Annotated in this window: 15 protein-coding genes; 13 read left to right on the forward strand and 2 right to left on the reverse strand. The window is 50.7% G+C overall.

Going from position 1 to position 15549, the window contains the following annotated elements; genetic code table 11:
- Positions 1 to 88 precede the first annotated feature (88 nt).
- The 13 genes from flhA to LZP69_RS12810 all read left to right on the forward strand — a co-directional run bounded on the left by flhA (position 89) and on the right by LZP69_RS12810 (position 13248).
- Complete coding sequence (gene flhA / locus LZP69_RS12750; RefSeq protein WP_234201042.1) at positions 89 to 2188, forward strand: flagellar biosynthesis protein FlhA; 2100 nt, start codon at positions 89 to 91, stop codon at positions 2186 to 2188.
- 10 nt (positions 2189 to 2198) lie between these two features.
- On the forward strand, positions 2199 to 3617 hold the full coding sequence (gene flhF, locus LZP69_RS12755) for a flagellar biosynthesis protein FlhF (protein ID WP_234201043.1): 1419 nt from the start codon (positions 2199 to 2201) through the stop codon (positions 3615 to 3617).
- Between the two features lie 8 nt (positions 3618 to 3625).
- Positions 3626 to 4501, forward strand: a complete 876-nt coding sequence (locus tag LZP69_RS12760; protein WP_326490267.1) for a MinD/ParA family protein — start codon at positions 3626 to 3628, stop codon at positions 4499 to 4501.
- Positions 4494 to 5213, forward strand: a complete 720-nt coding sequence (locus LZP69_RS12765; RefSeq protein WP_234201044.1) for an RNA polymerase sigma factor FliA — start codon at positions 4494 to 4496, stop codon at positions 5211 to 5213. Before LZP69_RS12760 ends, LZP69_RS12765 begins: the two co-directional genes overlap by 8 nt.
- Positions 5214 to 5255: 42 nt before the next feature.
- On the forward strand, positions 5256 to 5639 hold the full coding sequence (gene cheY / locus LZP69_RS12770; protein WP_234201046.1) for a chemotaxis response regulator CheY: 384 nt from the start codon (positions 5256 to 5258) through the stop codon (positions 5637 to 5639).
- Positions 5640 to 5653: 14 nt separating this feature from the next.
- Positions 5654 to 6391, forward strand: coding sequence for a protein phosphatase CheZ (locus LZP69_RS12775; RefSeq protein ID WP_234201048.1), 738 nt, complete (start codon positions 5654 to 5656; stop codon positions 6389 to 6391).
- 15 nt (positions 6392 to 6406) lie between these two features.
- A complete protein-coding gene (locus tag LZP69_RS12780; protein ID WP_234201050.1) occupies positions 6407 to 8842 on the forward strand; it encodes a chemotaxis protein CheA in 2436 nt (811 codons plus the stop codon).
- A 48-nt stretch (positions 8843 to 8890) separates the two neighbouring features.
- Positions 8891 to 10033, forward strand: coding sequence for a protein-glutamate methylesterase/protein-glutamine glutaminase (locus LZP69_RS12785; RefSeq protein WP_234201052.1), 1143 nt, complete (start codon positions 8891 to 8893; stop codon positions 10031 to 10033).
- On the forward strand, positions 10026 to 10502 hold the full coding sequence (locus tag LZP69_RS12790) for a membrane anchored protein in chemotaxis locus (RefSeq protein WP_234201054.1): 477 nt from the start codon (positions 10026 to 10028) through the stop codon (positions 10500 to 10502). Before LZP69_RS12785 ends, LZP69_RS12790 begins: the two co-directional genes overlap by 8 nt.
- A 153-nt stretch (positions 10503 to 10655) precedes the next feature.
- Positions 10656 to 11447: a ParA family protein gene (locus LZP69_RS12795; RefSeq protein ID WP_234201056.1), complete on the forward strand. Its 792-nt coding sequence runs from the start codon at positions 10656 to 10658 to the stop codon at positions 11445 to 11447.
- Positions 11431 to 12288, forward strand: a complete 858-nt coding sequence (locus LZP69_RS12800) for a chemotaxis protein CheW (RefSeq protein WP_234201058.1) — start codon at positions 11431 to 11433, stop codon at positions 12286 to 12288. Before LZP69_RS12795 ends, LZP69_RS12800 begins: the two co-directional genes overlap by 17 nt.
- A gap of 7 nt (positions 12289 to 12295) precedes the next feature.
- Positions 12296 to 12790, forward strand: coding sequence for a chemotaxis protein CheW (locus LZP69_RS12805; protein ID WP_234201059.1), 495 nt, complete (start codon positions 12296 to 12298; stop codon positions 12788 to 12790).
- A 53-nt stretch (positions 12791 to 12843) separates the two neighbouring features.
- Positions 12844 to 13248 (forward strand): DUF2802 domain-containing protein, encoded by a 405-nt coding sequence (locus tag LZP69_RS12810; protein WP_234201062.1) that lies wholly within the window; start codon positions 12844 to 12846, stop codon positions 13246 to 13248.
- Between the two features lie 46 nt (positions 13249 to 13294).
- On the opposite strand, the gene LZP69_RS12815 is transcribed toward LZP69_RS12810, so the two are convergent.
- Together LZP69_RS12815 and LZP69_RS12820 are read right to left on the reverse strand one after the other, a co-directional pair.
- Entirely contained in the window at positions 13295 to 13627 is a 333-nt protein-coding gene (locus tag LZP69_RS12815) for an EscU/YscU/HrcU family type III secretion system export apparatus switch protein (protein WP_234201063.1), read from the reverse strand.
- 15 nt (positions 13628 to 13642) lie between these two features.
- Positions 13643 to 15490 carry a hypothetical protein gene (locus tag LZP69_RS12820; protein WP_234201064.1) on the reverse strand — a complete coding sequence of 616 codons (1848 nt, stop codon included), beginning with the start codon at positions 15488 to 15490 and terminating at the stop codon, positions 13643 to 13645.
- Between the last annotated feature and the right edge of the window lie 59 nt (positions 15491 to 15549).

Raw genomic sequence — 15549 nt, forward strand, 5'->3', positions numbered from 1 at the left:
AAAATCATCAGCTAAACCTTGGTGTTCCTAGGTTGGCCTGGCTTTTGCTTTTGAGCCTGCAGATGTCAAAGTTCAGGCGTGTGTATTGATGGATGTAAAAGCAAGCTTAGGTCAATTTAAGCAGATAAAACCAGGCAGTTTTAAAGGGATAGGCACGCCTATTCTGGTACTGGCGGCGCTAGCCATGATAGTGCTGCCTATGCCGGCCTTCCTGCTGGATATTCTGTTCTCTTTCAATATTGCCCTGGCTTTAGTGGTGCTCTTGGTCGCTATCTACTCGGATCGTCCCCTGGATTTTGCGGCTTTTCCGACTGTGCTACTGGTGGCGACTCTGCTGCGGCTGGCACTGAATGTCGCCTCGACCCGGATCGTGTTACTCGAAGGTCATAATGGCGGCGACGCTGCCGGTAAGGTGATTGAAGCTTTCGGCTCTGTGGTGATTGGCGGTAACTACGCCGTCGGTTTAGTGGTGTTTTTAATCCTGATCATCATTAACTTTGCCGTGGTGACCAAGGGGGCTGGGCGTATCTCAGAGGTGAGTGCTCGCTTTACCTTAGATGCCATGCCGGGTAAACAGATGGCCATCGATGCCGATCTCAATGCCGGGGTGCTCAATCAGGATCAAGCCAGAGCCCGGCGCGCCGAAGTGACCCGTGAAGCCGACTTTTATGGCGCGATGGACGGTGCCTCGAAATTTGTGAAAGGGGATGCTATCGCCGGGATCATGATCTTGGTTATTAATATCCTGGGCGGTTTTGTCATAGGCATGGTGCAGCATGGTTTGAGCTTTTCCTCGGCCGTTGAGATCTATACCCTGCTGACCATAGGTGACGGTTTAGTGGCGCAAATTCCTGGGCTCTTGCTCTCTATCGCCGCTGCTCTGATGGTGACCAGACAGAACGAATCGGGCGACATGGGTCAGATGGTGATGACCCAGATGTTCAGCAGTCCTAAATCCCTCACTATTGCTGCCGGTGTGCTGCTTATCATGGGCATAGTCCCCGGCATGCCCCATTTTGCCTTCTTAACCTTTGGTCTTATCACAGCCGGTGGCGCTTACTATATCCACCATAAGAAAGAGAAAGACCGTCAGCGCGCCCTTGAAGCGGCGACCCATTCCCCAGTGACACCTGAAGAGGCTAAGCCAAAAGAGCTGAGCTGGGACGATGTGCAGCATGTTGACACTATCGGTCTTGAGGTGGGCTATCGACTCATTCCGCTGGTGGATAAAGGCCAGGGCGGTGAACTGCTCAGCCGTATTAAAGGGGTGCGTAAGAAGTTATCTCAGGAGCTGGGGTTTTTGGTGCCCGCAGTACATATCCGCGACAACTTGGATCTCTCTCCCAACAGCTACCGCATCTCCCTGATGGGGGTCTCCTCCGGTGAGGCAGAGATCCGCCATGACTGTGAACTGGCGATAAACCCGGGTCAGGTCTATGGCAAGCTCGATGGCATAGAGACCAAAGACCCCGCCTTCGGGCTCGAAGCTGTGTGGATTGCGCCCGAGATGCGCGAACATGCCCAGACCTTAGGTTATACAGTGGTGGACGCCGCGACTGTGGTGGCGACCCACCTGAGCCAACTCCTGACCAATAACGCCTCTAAGCTGCTGGGTTATGAAGAGGTGCAGCAGCTGATGGATATGCTGGAGAAACACTCGCCTAAGCTGGTGGCAGGCTTTATTCCAGATGTGATGTCACTTGGCACTGTGGTGAAAGTGATGCAGAACCTGCTAAACGAAGGCGTGTCTATTCGCGATCTTAAGACCATAGTCCAGACTCTGCTGGAATATGGGCCCAAGAGTAATGATACCGAAGTCTTGACCGCTGCAGTACGTATCGCGCTCAAGCGCATGATAGTTCAGGAGATCAGCGGTCCAGAGGCAGAAATCCCTGTCATAACTTTGGCGCCAGAACTGGAACAGATGTTGCATCAGTCTATGCAGGCAACGGGAGGTGAGGGGCCGAATATCGAACCTAGCCTTGCCGAGAGGATGCAAAAGTCACTGATTGAAGCATCACAGCGTCAGGAGATGGTCGGTCAACCCGCCATCTTGTTGACATCAGGCATGCTACGTTCGACGCTGTCGCGTTTCGTTAAGCATACCATTCCAAGTTTACGGGTGATCTCATATCAGGAAGTGCCTGATGAAAAACAGATCCGCATAGTATCGGCAGTGGGTCAGTAGGGGTATTAGTTTGAAAATTAAACGTTTTTTAGCCAAGGATATGCGCTCAGCACTGGCCCAGGTGAAAGAAACCTTAGGCAATGATGCTGTGATCATGTCTAATAAAAAGGTGACAGGCGGCATCGAAATTGTGGCGGCTATCGACTATGACGAGCCCAAAAAGCCGGAGCAAGCAACAAGCAATAACGGCGTAACTCACTTTTTGGATCTGGCCGATGAACAGGTCTCCTTGGGGCAAAAGCCGGTAAAGAAAGAGCCGATAAAAACAGAGTCAAAAAAAGCGGCGCCGCCAGCTGCCGACTCGCTGCAGGCGCTACTGGAGCGTCAACAAAATCGCATCAACCAGCAGATAGGTCGTGGCAACGACGAGCTGGAGATGCCCGAATGGGCCAAAGGGCTCCAAGCTCCAGCATCGTCACCAGCATCGCCTGCATCATCTGGGAGCAGACCTGCGAGTGTCGAGTCTATGACACCCAGCATCAACAAGCGCGACAAAGCGCCTCAGCTAAGCAGCGAACTGGACTCGATGCGTGAAGAGCTCTCGTCCTTGCGCGACCTGCTGACCCATCAGTTAACCTCGTTAATCACAGATCAGAAGTCGCGTCTGGATCCTATCGGCGCCATGCTGGAGAGTCGTCTGCTTGAGGCGGAGTTTTCGCCTGAAATCGCCAGCCGTTTATCCGGGCTCAGCGAACAGTATTCGCCTGCCGAGCTGGTTAAGACATTGCCCCAGAGTCTGGCCAATTTGCTGGACAATCAGGGCGATGACATAGTGCGTCAGGGCGGCGTGGTTGCCTTTGTCGGTCCCACAGGTGTTGGAAAAACCACCAGTATTGCCAAATTAGCGGCGCGATTTGTCGCTTATCATGGTTCAGATCAAGTTGCGCTCATTACAACCGACCATTATCGCATTGGAGCCTATGAGCAGTTGGCTACCTATGGCAAAATAATGGGATGTCCTGTTAAGCAAGCTAATGATTTTGAAGAGTTGGAGCAGGTTTTATATCAGCTTCGCAACCGCAAACTGGTCTTAATCGATACCGCAGGTATGGGACAGCGCGATATGCGACTGTTTAAGCAATTAGATGATTTGACTGCAAATAGCAGATTACCTATTCGCAGTTATCTGGTACTGTCTGCAACGAGTCAAAGACGCGTACTGGAAGATACGGTTAAACAATTCACCCGCATCCCATTATCCGGGGCGATTTTAACTAAATTAGATGAGTCTGTCGCACTTGCGCCAGCATTGAGTGTGTTAATCGAAAATGGATTACCGCTCAGCTACATCACAGATGGACAAAGGGTGCCTGAAGATATGCAGGTCGCAGATACGCTTGCGTTAGCCAATCAGGCACTGTCGGTACTCGAAAAGAAAACGCCAACAATAAATAACACAGCGCCTCGTGAGCAGGCCTACGCATTTTGAGTAAAGTAATGAGTCGCGATCAAGCAAGTGGTTTACGTATGATGAATCAACCAAATAATGAAAAAGTCAAAGTCATAGCCGTTACAGGTGGTAAAGGCGGTGTGGGTAAGACGAGTGTGTCGATCAACACGGCTGTATCACTGGCAGAGAAGGGCAAGCGAGTGCTGGTACTCGATGCGGATCTGGGTTTGGCTAACGTGGATGTGATGCTGGGCATTCGCGCCGAGCGCAACTTGTCACACTTGCTCTCGGGCGAGTCTGAGCTTGACGATATTATTGTCAGAGGTCCAAAAGGGATAGGCATTATTCCGGCGACATCTGGTACTCAGGCCATGGTTGAGTTGACCCAGGCGCAGCATGCGGGTCTTATCCGGGCATTTAGCGAGATGCGTACCCAGTTCGATGTACTGATTGTCGATACGGCGGCGGGCATTTCCGATATGGTGCTGAGCTTCTCCCGTGCGTCTCAGGATGTGCTTATTGTGGTGTGTGACGAGCCGACTTCTATCACAGACGCCTATGCCCTGATTAAAATCTTAAGCCGCGACCATGGGGTGTTCCGCTTTAAAATTGTGGCCAACATGGTCAGAAGCCTGCGCGAAGGGATGGAACTGTTTGCCAAACTGAGCAAGGTGACGGACAGATTCCTCGATGTGGCATTGGAACTGGTTGCCACCATTCCATTTGACGAAAACTTAAGAAAGTCAGTGCGTAAACAAAAGCTTATCGTCGAGGCTTTCCCTAAGTCACCGGCCTCAATCGCTTATCATGGATTAGCCAATAAAATCATCAGCTGGCCCATTCCGCAGCAGCCCGGCGGGCATTTAGAGTTTTTCGTCGAGCGTTTGGTGCAGCGTCCTTCACAGGAGCGTTCGAGTGAATAAAGCCGCGGCCTATACCTGTTTAGATAATAAGACGTCTATCGTAGAACAGTATGCACCGCTGGTAAAAAGGATCGCTCATCATCTGTTAGCCCGCTTACCCGCCTCTGTTCAGCTGGATGATCTTATCCAGGCGGGCATGATGGGGTTACTCGAAGCTTCAAGTAAATTCGATGGCAGCAAAGGGGCCAAGTTTGAGACCTTTGCCGGCATTCGCATTCGCGGGTCCATGTTAGATGAGATCCGCCGTGGCGATTGGGTGCCGCGCTCTGTGCATCGCAATCAGAGACGCGTGGCGGAAGTGATCGATGAGTTGGAACAAGCCTTAGGTCGGGATGCAAAAGATCATGAAATTGCCGCGCGTCTAGAGGTTTCATTGGATGAGTATTATCACATACTGAATGATATCGCCGTGGGTAAGGTAATTGGTATTGAAGATCTTGGTGTATCGGCCGATACATTGAGTCAGGAGGGCGAGCATCAGGATGATGCTTTTGAGTCCCTAGCCGAAGATGAGTTTCAGCTCGCTTTGGTTGAAGCCATCAAGTTGTTGCCCGAGAGGGATAGCTTGGTGCTGTCATTGTATTATGACGAAGGGTTGAATTTAAAAGAGATAGGGGCGGTGCTTGAGGTGAGCGAGTCACGTGTCAGCCAGATATTGAGTCAGGCGATGCTGAGACTGAAAGGCAAGCTCAAGCACTGGACTAGCATATAACGTTCACATGAGCAGAATAATAATAGCTCCGCGGAGGAAACCTTGGACAAGAATATGAAGATTCTTGTTGTTGATGATTTTTCAACAATGAGACGTATCATCAAGAACTTGTTAAGAGACTTAGGGTTTAACAACACCCAGGAAGCCGATGACGGCACAACGGCCTTGCCCATGTTGCAAAAAGGCGATTTTGATTTTGTTGTTACCGACTGGAATATGCCAGGTATGCAGGGGATAGATCTGTTAAAGGCGATTCGCGCAGACGAGAAGCTGAAACATATCCCGGTACTTATGGTGACTGCAGAGGCGAAGAGAGAACAGATCATTGCCGCGGCCCAGGCTGGCGTAAATGGCTATGTCGTCAAACCTTTTACAGCAGCGACACTAAAAGAGAAATTAGACAAAATCTTCGAGCGTCTCGGTTAAATTAAGGTTGGGCTATGCAGGCAGAAACTTCAGGACTGATCAGTTTAGCGCAGGCCAAACAATTGGTGGCCTTACTCGAAGATAATCAACAGTCCCAAGCTGATGAAATAATAAGAGAAATATCCAGTCCAATCCAGACAGAGCTGTTTGATGAGGTTGGGCGCCTAACCCGTCAGCTTCACAGCGCCATAGTGGACTTTCAGGTGGATGAGCGCCTTATTGAGCTGACGAGCAGCGAACTTCCAGATGCGAAGGAACGCCTCAATTATGTGATCGACATGACAGAGCAGGCAGCCAATAAAACCATGGATGCCGTCGAAGAATCCCTTCCCCTTGCCGATGCCTTAACCAACAATATCCTAGCGGTCAAACCCGCCTGGGACAGGTTGATGCGCCGCGATATTCAGTTAGATGAATTTAAGGTGCTTTGCCACGATATGCAGCAGTTTATCGAGCGCAGCGAAGCCGATTCCAACCGCTTGAAAGAGCTGCTCAGTAACATCTTACTGGCGCAGGATTTTCAGGATCTTACCGGGCAGATGATCCGCCGCGTCATCGAGCTGGTGCGTGAGGTCGAAACCAGCCTAGTCTCCATGCTGACAATGTTTGGCGAGCAAACGGAAGCAGAAAATGCCTTCGACCCTAATAAGACACTCATGGCTGAGGGGCCCATTTTAAATCCAAGTCAGCGTAATGACGTCGTCACAGGTCAGGATGAAGTCGATGATTTGCTCTCGAGTCTGGGTTTCTAGGAAGGAGTCAAGTTAATGTCGTTTGATCTTGATGAAGAGATACTGCAGGACTTTTTGATTGAAGCGGGGGAAATCCTCGAACAGTTGTCAGAACAGCTGGTGATGCTGGAGAATGATCCAGATAACAGCGATCTGCTGAATGCTATTTTCCGCGGCTTTCATACGGTAAAAGGCGGCGCTGGTTTCTTAGGTCTGAGCCCCATGGTGGACGTCTGCCACGAGGCAGAAAATACCTTCGACCTGCTACGCACGGGTAAACGCCATGTGACCGCCGAATTGATGGATATCATCTTACAAGCTGTGGATGCGGTTAACTCTATGTTTGCTCAGACCCAGAGTGGTCAGGAGCAGAGTTCCGCAGATGATGCGCTGTTAGCTAATCTCAAATTACTCAGCTCTGGTGCGCCGTTAGCCTCAGCAAGCGAGAGTAGTGTTTCGCCTTCATCGGCTTTTGCCGACGACATTGCTTCTGTCAACAGCATAGATAATCTGCCTGAAATCGGAGCTTCTCCGTCAGATATCGCGCCCGTTTCAGAGCCTAAAGAGGGAGATATCGATGAAATTGACCAGGTCGAATTTGAAGCCCTGTTAGATGCACTGCACGGCGCGGGTAAAGGGCCTTCTGCGGGTTATCAGACCCAAGCCTTCGCGGCCGATAGCGCCAGTAATGATGGGGGGGATGAGATCAGTGATGATGAGTTTGAATCCCTGCTTGATGAACTTCATGGGGTAGGCGCCTTTAAACACACTGTTGCCAATAGTCCTGCTGGCGATAAGAAAGCGACAGCCTCTGGTGCTTCATCCACAAACGCCGGTAGTGATGATATTACAGACGATGAGTTTGAGTCCCTGCTCGATGAACTACACGGCGTGGGCAGCTTTAATTCATCTGCCTCAGCGGCGCAGCAGCCTGCGGCGAGCGATGCGGTTTCGGCTCAGCAGCTAAATATGTCAAATACACAAAACACGGCAAATACACAAAATACGGCAACTAAGTCAACTAAATCAAATAAGCCAAGTGCCGACAGCGATGAGATAACTGACGATGAATTCGAGCAGCTGCTCGATGAGCTTCATGGAACAGGCGTCGGGCCGGGTAAGGCACAAACGGCGCAGCCGCTTGCATTAAAGCCCGTCGAATCACAGCCTGCTGAGTCAAAGCCAGCCTCAAAGCCTGAAGCCGTAAAGCTCAGTGTCGCCCCAGAGGCGAAGCCGAACCTAGCCACTAAGAGCACTGGAAACAGCATGCCACAGGGGGAAACCACAGTTCGGGTGGATACGGCGCGTCTGGATCAGATAATGAACATGGTGGGCGAGCTGGTATTAGTGCGTAATCGTCTACTCAGTCTTGGGATCTCCCGCGATGATGAGGATATGTCCAAGGCATTGGCGAACCTGGATCTGGTAACGGCGGATCTACAGGGCGCCGTGATGAAGACCCGCATGCAGCCGATTAAAAAGGTGTTTGGCCGTTTCCCGCGTGTGGTTCGCGATCTTGCCCGCAGTCTGAACAAAGAGATAGAACTGCGCATGATAGGCGAAGAGACGGATCTCGATAAAAATCTGGTCGAGGCCCTTGCCGATCCCTTAGTGCATCTGGTGCGTAACTCGGTGGACCATGGTATCGAGCTGCCCGGCGAGCGTGAGGCCAAGGGCAAGTCGCCCAGCGGCACTATTACTCTGTCGGCCAGCCAGGAAGGGGATCATATTCTGCTGATCATCGAGGACGATGGTGCGGGTATGGATCCTGAAAAACTTAAAAAAATCGCCATTAGCCGAGGCGTGCTCGATGAGGATGCGGCGGCGCGTATGGCCGATGAAGATGCCTATAACCTTATTTTCGCGCCCGGTTTCTCCACTAAGGTGGAGATCTCAGATATCTCGGGTCGTGGTGTGGGTATGGATGTGGTGAAAACCCGTATTACTCAACTTAACGGTAGCATACATATTGACTCTGAGCTTGGGCGTGGAACCCGGCTGGAGATCAAGGTGCCGCTGACACTGGCGATTATGCCGACTCTGATGGTGGAAGTGGCCAGTCAAGTGTTTGCGCTGCCTTTGTCCTGCGTCAATGAGATCTTCAACCTCGATTTGACCAAGACCAATGTGGTCGATGGCCAATTAACTGTCATAGTGCGCGAAAAAGCGGTGCCACTCTTCTATCTGGAGCGTTGGCTGAGTCGCGGTCGCTCCTCTGTTGAGACTAGTGAGAAGAAACAGGGTCATGTGGTGATAGTGCAGCTTGGCACCATGCACATAGGTTTTGTGGTGGACGCGCTGATTGGGCAAGAGGAAGTGGTGATAAAGCCGCTGGGCACCTTGCTCCATGGCACGCCGGGTATGGCGGGGGCGACTATCACCTCAGATGGCGGTATTGCATTGATTTTGGATGTACCGGGTCTGTTAAAACACTATGCAAAAAACAAACAATACGCGAAAAACAAACGCTAGCAGGGAAGCGATGGCAGCGTAATTTGCAGTGCTGCGATAGGAATGTGAATGGGAATTAAAGTTTTAGTTGTTGATGACTCAAGTTTTTTTCGTCGCAGAGTCAGTGAAATCATTAATGCTGATCCGGATCTGGAAGTGGTGGCTACGGCCGTTAATGGCATGGAGGCAGTGAAACTGGCGGCAGAGCTTAAGCCCCAGGTGATCACCATGGATATAGAGATGCCAGTGATGGATGGGATCACGGCTGTGCGCCAAATCATGGCTAACTCGCCTGTGCCTATTCTGATGTTCTCCTCATTAACCCACGACGGCGCCAGGGCGACACTCGATGCCTTGGAAGCGGGCGCGTTGGATTTTCTGCCCAAACGCTTTGAGGATATTGCCACCAATAAAGATGACGCTATCTTGCTGTTGCAGCAAAGGGTTAAAGCCTTAGGCCACAGGCGAGTGTTTCGCTCGATCGCCCCCAGAGCCCGGCCCGATGCCCCTGGAGTGAGACCCGATGCCTGCAGTTTGAGTACACGTGCAGCTCAGGAGAGAAAGGTGAGCCTATCCAGAGTAGAGGGCTCCGCTGCAAGTGTTGGCTCGAGCGCGCCGCGCCGAGCGAGCGGCAAACACTATAAATTGCTGCTGATTGGCACATCCACTGGGGGACCAGTGGCATTGCAGCGGATTTTGACCGAGCTGCCAGCTAACTATCCTCTGCCGATTTTGCTAATTCAGCACATGCCTGCCGCATTTACGCCGGCATTTGCTTCCCGCCTGAATAGTCTATGCGCCATCGAAGTGAAAGAGGCGCAACATGGTGATCTATTGCGCCCAGGCTGTGCTTACCTGGCACCGGGCGGAATGCAGATGATGCTGGAGCGTGGCGGCAGCCATGGTCGCATCAAGGTGATCGCCGGTAGCAGCGATATGAATTACAAACCCTGTGTCGATATCACCTTTGCCTCCGCCTCGAAATTGGTTGGCGGTGATGCCTTGGCCGTGGTGCTCACGGGAATGGGCGCCGATGGACGAGAGGGCGCGCGCATGCTGAAAAATGCCGGTGCAACGATTTGGGCACAAGATGAAGCCAGCAGTGTGGTGTATGGCATGCCCCAGGCCGTGACATCGGCGGGATTGTCCAGCCACTCGATTGCCTTAGGGGAGATGGCCGAATCGATAATCAAAGAGAGTGGCCGTGGTTAGCACAGTAACGAAAAGGCAGACCGGCAGCAGCACAATAGTAATGCTGACTATCTTCTTTTTATTGCTCTGTTCTGTGTCCACAGGTCTGCTCTATCTTGAGCAGCGACATGAGGTCAGTGTGCTTAAGGAGAAGGTTAGCAAATTGCAGAGTAGTCAGGTGCTCTTGATGGTGCCCGATGAACAGGCAAAGGCGCTAGCCAGCTGGTTAGAAGCTCACCCTGAGGCGGCGGCCAACCTGATAAAACAGGCTAAACCCGGTAGACAGACAAAGGTTGTGATCGATCCAGACAGCACAAAAGGCAGCAGTCCATCAGGGGATAATCGCATTGCGTCATCCAAAGGTGCAGTAAATCCAGAAGCGGCCGATAAAGATCTCAGCAGCGTGACGATATCGGAAGATGAGATGGGAGTAAAAATCATCCGTCTTGCCAATGGCGGCGTGCTTGTGACGACCCGGGATGTTCAATAATCTGACGCGCCATTTTGTTGCCCCCAGTTTTGTTAATACAGTTTTGTTGAATCCAGTTTGTTGAATCCAGTTTGTTGAAAATTGTTTTCCAAATTAATGAATTAGCAGTGCAGTTACCTTGAGAGGTAAGTGCACATTTTTGAGGATGTTAGGGTGAAGATCTGGACCATAGCCAATCAGAAAGGGGGAGTCGGAAAGACGACGACAGTGGTCAGTCTCGCCGGGCTATTGGCTCAGCGTAATAAGCGGGTGCTGATGATAGACACAGATCCCCATGCCTCATTAGGTTATTACTTAGGGATAGATTCTGAGCAGGTGCCCGGCTCCCTGTATGACCTTTTTATACAGCATCAGAGTTTGACGCTGAACAGCATTCTTGCCCATATAGTGCCGACCAAGATCGAAGGCATAGATCTTCTGCCCGCCACCATGGCTCTGGCGACACTGGATCGCACCTTGGCGGGCAAAGAGGGGATGGGTCTGGTATTAAAGCGGATCTTGACCCTGCTTGAAGGGCAGTATGATGTCGCCCTCATAGATTGTCCGCCTGTGCTTGGGGTCTTGATGGTTAATTCCTTGGCGGCGAGTCAGCATATTGTTATTCCGGTGCAGACCGAGTTTTTAGCCATAAAAGGGCTGGATAGAATGGTGAAAACCATGAATATGATGGGTCACTCGAAGAAGCTGAAATATAGCTACACCATAGTGCCGACCATGTTCGATAAGCGAACTAAGGCGTCGCCTATGGCGCTGACCAGCTTGGCGCAAACCTATGGTAGGCTGCTTTGGCCCGATGTGATCCCGGTAGACACCAAATTCAGAGACGCCAGTTTAGCGCACCTGCCTGTGTCCCATTTTGCGCCATACTCCCGTGGGGTGAAGGCCTACGAGCGTCTGTTGGATGATCTGCTGTCAAAGGAGTTTGATCATGTCAAATTCGGTTGATGCGGCTATCTATGATTATTTCTCCCTCTTGCTCGCCGAGGAGAAAGAGGTGCAGCCGGAGGCTCGCCCAGAACTGCTCCACACTGCACCTGGCGCGAACGGTTTGCAGCAAGCGGCGCTGGCACAGTTACTGGCCCCCGTCGCAGAAATGCAGTCGCAGGCCGCTGTAGCGTTTCCAAAAGCAGAAACGCCAAAAGCAGAAACACAAAAAATAGCAGTGCCAGAAGAAGTCGTGCCAGAAATAGTAACGCCGCAAATACTGGAACCACGGAAAGTTGAGCCTGAAAATGTTGACGATCCAGCGCCAGTTGAGCAGCCGGAGACTGGCCTCGCTGCTGTGCTTGAAGCTGAGGCATCAGCGCCAATTACCAGTGTTTATGATGAGCTGGATGAGACCTTTCAGGTGCTGTTTTTCAAGGTGGCCGGTCTGACTCTGGCTGTGCCCTTGGTGAGTCTGGGCGGCATAGTGCAGATAGAGCGAGTGAATTACATTATGGGGCGGCCTAAGTGGTTCCATGGGGTGCAGACCCACAGGGATTCTCAGCTCAATATTGTCAATACTTGTGCCTGGGTGATGCCAGAAAAATATAATGATGAGCTAGCAGAATCTATTGATTATCAATATATTGTGATGTTAGAGGGCAGTAATTGGGGCCTAGCCTGTGAATCTTTGGTCAATTCGGTCAAAATGGAGAAGTCACAGGTGAATTGGCGCAGTAAAGCGGGTAAGCGTCCCTGGCTTGCAGGGATAGTGAAACAGCAGATGTGCGGCATCTTGAATGTGCCTGCACTCATTGCAAGATTAAATTCGGGACTGGGTAGTCAGGATCCCATCGACTGAGGTTGTTATGGCAGACGCAAGAAACGCAGCGGCGGTAGCTGCAAGTAAAGATGATCAGGTATTGCAATGGGTGACATTTCGTTTAGACAATGAAACCTACGGCATTAATGTGATGCAGGTGCAGGAAGTCTTACGTTATACCGAGATAGCCCCTGTCCCTGGTGCACCTGATTATGTATTAGGCATCATTAATTTACGTGGTAATGTAGTCACTGTTATCGACACGCGCTCACGCTTTGGATTGGGCAGCGCCGACATTAATGACGCAACCCGCATCGTTATCATAGAGGCGGAAAAGCAGGTGATTGGTATTTTGGTCGACAGTGTCGCCGAGGTGGTGTACCTGCACAGCTCAGATATCGACAACGCGCCGAATGTGGGCACAGAGGAGAGCGCCAAGTTTATTCAGGGCGTGAGTAACAGGGAGAATGAGCTGCTGATCTTAGTGGATCTGGATAAACTCCTGTCCGATGATGAATGGAGTGAGCTCTCAATGCTCTAGAAGCTTGGCTTCTGACTATGATTTTGGGGTTATGGCTTAGGTGAAGGTTTATTATGATTGGCGATGACATTTTGATCGCGGCGTTATTGTATATAATTGCCTGCTTAGCTTTGGTGTTATATCAGCAAAAACAGATGGCTAAGTTAAAAGCCAGAATCGATGAACTCTCCTCTGCGCTCGAAGACGATGCAAGCCAAAGGGAAGGGCTAAAGCATGAGTTACAAGAACTTCGTACCGGCACCATAGGCGTTGGCCGGCGTATGCAGGCTTTAGAGAAACAACTGGCTAAACAGGAAGCGCGTATCGATGAAGCCAGTCAGCAGGAGCCTCAGGCGCGCCTGTATACCCGAGCGATGAAAATGGTAGAGTTGGGCGCCAATGTTGATGAGCTTATTCGTGAGTGTGAGCTGCCTAAGGCGGAGGCTGAGCTGCTGTTAAGGCTACACAGTAAAGGCTAAGCGGCTAAAACTAAACGCATATAGCTAAACGGCTGAAGCTAAAAGCCTAGGCCTCTTCGATAATTTTCTGGTGTATATTATCCCAGCGCTCGGGGAACTTACCATCGAGCATATAGACAAAGGCGATCAATTCGGCGATCAACAGGTAGAGTTCTTTGGGGATCGCTTCGCCTAACTCCAGTTTTTGCAGGAAATGACTTAAATTGGGATCTTTATGAATATAGATCCCCGCTTCTTTGGCCAGCGAGACTATCTCCTCTGCCAGCAAGGCTTCCCCTTTGGCGGTTAATATGGGAGCATCGGCGCCGTTATAACTTAAGGCCGCCGCCTGTAGCGGTGCCTGCTCAGCTGAATTATCTACCTTATTTTCATCGCTCATGATCTGGGCTCTCTATTAAACCTTTACCTTAAAGCTACCTAGCTGATTATCTCCCGGCAGCAAGCTTCTGGGCACCTTATCTTTATGGGCCGTTATCGCCTCTGAAGTCAGGCCGATAGCGGTGATTTTATCCGAGAGGGGTTGGAGCTTCGTTGTTATATTTTCGAGTAGTTTATCGCTGCTGGCGGTGAAACTGAGCCTGAGCTGCTTGTCTTTCACCTCGGCGTTTATCAACACTGCGCCGGCAGTTAAGTTGAACTTGAGTCTTAGCCGCCAGCACTTTTTCTTCCCCTCGGTTTGCGCCTCTTGCTCGAAGTGACCTTCGAAATTCTCCTGACGATTATTCAGCATGTAGGGTAGGGTAAAGTACCAGTTGTTGCCTTGAAGAGTATCGCTGCTGGCCTGCTGGTAGAGATGTAAACCTGAGATCAGCTTACCTAAGCTGCTTAGGGTGTCGGCCTTTTCCAGCAGACCTAAAATGTTGGCGTCCATCGCCATGCCTTGTTGCAATGCCTGCAACCGCTGATTGAGCTCTGGCGATATTCTGTTTGTGTGCTGCCTGCCCAGCAATAATTGAAATAAGATGCCTATGGTGCTGCTATGACTGCTTAGCATAGATTTGCTATCGGCAGGAGTGAGATTGCCGATAAGTGCCGAATCTATAAGCTCTTGACGAATAATGCCAGGGGCTGCGAGTTCACTCAGCGGACGGGGTAGTAGCAGAGGATGCAGCTGTTTGACTAGGGAGAGAAGTGACAGCTTACGCATGCTCGATTGCTCAGTGGCTTTATTCGAACTTAGCTTGGTATCGAGCAGATTGAGTGCAAGATCCAGCCCTCTGTGTCTGGGCTTAGCCTGAGTGGTAACAGATAAGGTGCTGGTTTCTGCTTTGACCCCGAGCAGAGACTCAGATCTGGATACAGTTTCTGACTTAATGATAGTTTCTGGTTTAACGACTGTTTCTGACTTAATAGATGGGTCTGATTTTATGGCTGAGTCGGCTCCTGCTTTAGCGACAGAGTTTGAATTAGCGGCAGCATTTAAATTCGCCACAGAATTTGAATTTACCAAGTTGTACTGGAGAAGTGATGTTGAACTGGTCGCGGCTGGAGATTTTGCCACTGGCTCAGGTGTTAGCAAGTATTTACTCAGACTACTTACCAGCTGACCATAGTGATGATTGAGCCTAGCTCCATTCTGGCTAGCCGGCTCAGCCTCTGCTTGCCCTTTGGACGGTATCGCTGTCTCTTTGGTGTGATTAGCATGTCCGGCTGTTTGTTGCCTCAAGGCTGTCTGTTGGCTCGCCTTAGGATGCAGTAATACCTGAGTTCGCTTGAGGATAGGAGCGAGTGCTATCTGTAATTGCCTGTTTTCCAGATTGTCCAGTACAAGGGTGGCATTGAACTGTCCATTGCTAAATTGACCCGGGCTGAGTTTGATTTGCACCGCAGGAAAGTGAGCTAGATTGTTACTTATCTTTATTTCGCCAACCGGATAGCCCTGTGGTCGCTCGGCCAGTTGCATCAACTGTTTTACAGGGAGTTGATTTTCTTTTATGTAAGTCAATAATGCCTGGGGCAGCGGCATACGCTTTACTGTGCCCGTTAGCTGGAGTTCGGCGTCGAGCACCTGTAATGTGACACTGCCAAGATTGAGTAGCAGCTGGCCCTGTTTCTGTATCAATGCCGCCTGCCACTCCAACCTGTTTTCAGGCTGCAAGTATTGGACTCTGAAGTGATGTTGACTTAATAACAGAGTGTCCTGTTTAGGAGAAAAGCGAATATTCACCGGGATCAGCTTGCTATCACTCTTGATGCTTCTATGATTGAGCTGATATGAGTCGGTATGGGTAACTTTAGGCATTTGCAGGTTTTTTTGCCTCACTAGGCTTCTCCGGGAAAGTGGCGTTTTTACTCTACTTT

The sequence above is a fragment of the Shewanella sp. AS1 genome (genome assembly GCF_021412565.1).
Lineage (GTDB): Bacteria > Pseudomonadota > Gammaproteobacteria > Enterobacterales > Shewanellaceae > Shewanella.

What these genes read in the sequence shown, in the direction of transcription:
- flhA (WP_234201042.1), top strand. Translation starts at nt 89, where the DNA reads ATGGATGTAAAAGCAAGCTTAGGTCAATTTAAGCAGATAAAACCAGGC.
- LZP69_RS12760 (WP_326490267.1), top strand. Translation starts at nt 3,626, where the DNA reads ATGAGTCGCGATCAAGCAAGTGGTTTACGTATGATGAATCAACCAAAT.
- LZP69_RS12775 (WP_234201048.1), top strand. Translation starts at nt 5,654, where the DNA reads ATGCAGGCAGAAACTTCAGGACTGATCAGTTTAGCGCAGGCCAAACAA.
- LZP69_RS12780 (WP_234201050.1), top strand. Translation starts at nt 6,407, where the DNA reads ATGTCGTTTGATCTTGATGAAGAGATACTGCAGGACTTTTTGATTGAA.
- LZP69_RS12785 (WP_234201052.1), top strand. Translation starts at nt 8,891, where the DNA reads ATGGGAATTAAAGTTTTAGTTGTTGATGACTCAAGTTTTTTTCGTCGC.
- LZP69_RS12800 (WP_234201058.1), top strand. Translation starts at nt 11,431, where the DNA reads ATGTCAAATTCGGTTGATGCGGCTATCTATGATTATTTCTCCCTCTTG.
- LZP69_RS12805 (WP_234201059.1), top strand. Translation starts at nt 12,296, where the DNA reads ATGGCAGACGCAAGAAACGCAGCGGCGGTAGCTGCAAGTAAAGATGAT.
- LZP69_RS12810 (WP_234201062.1), top strand. Translation starts at nt 12,844, where the DNA reads ATGATTGGCGATGACATTTTGATCGCGGCGTTATTGTATATAATTGCC.
- LZP69_RS12815 (WP_234201063.1), bottom strand. Translation starts at nt 13,627, where the DNA reads ATGAGCGATGAAAATAAGGTAGATAATTCAGCTGAGCAGGCACCGCTA.
- LZP69_RS12820 (WP_234201064.1), bottom strand. Translation starts at nt 15,490, where the DNA reads ATGCCTAAAGTTACCCATACCGACTCATATCAGCTCAATCATAGAAGC.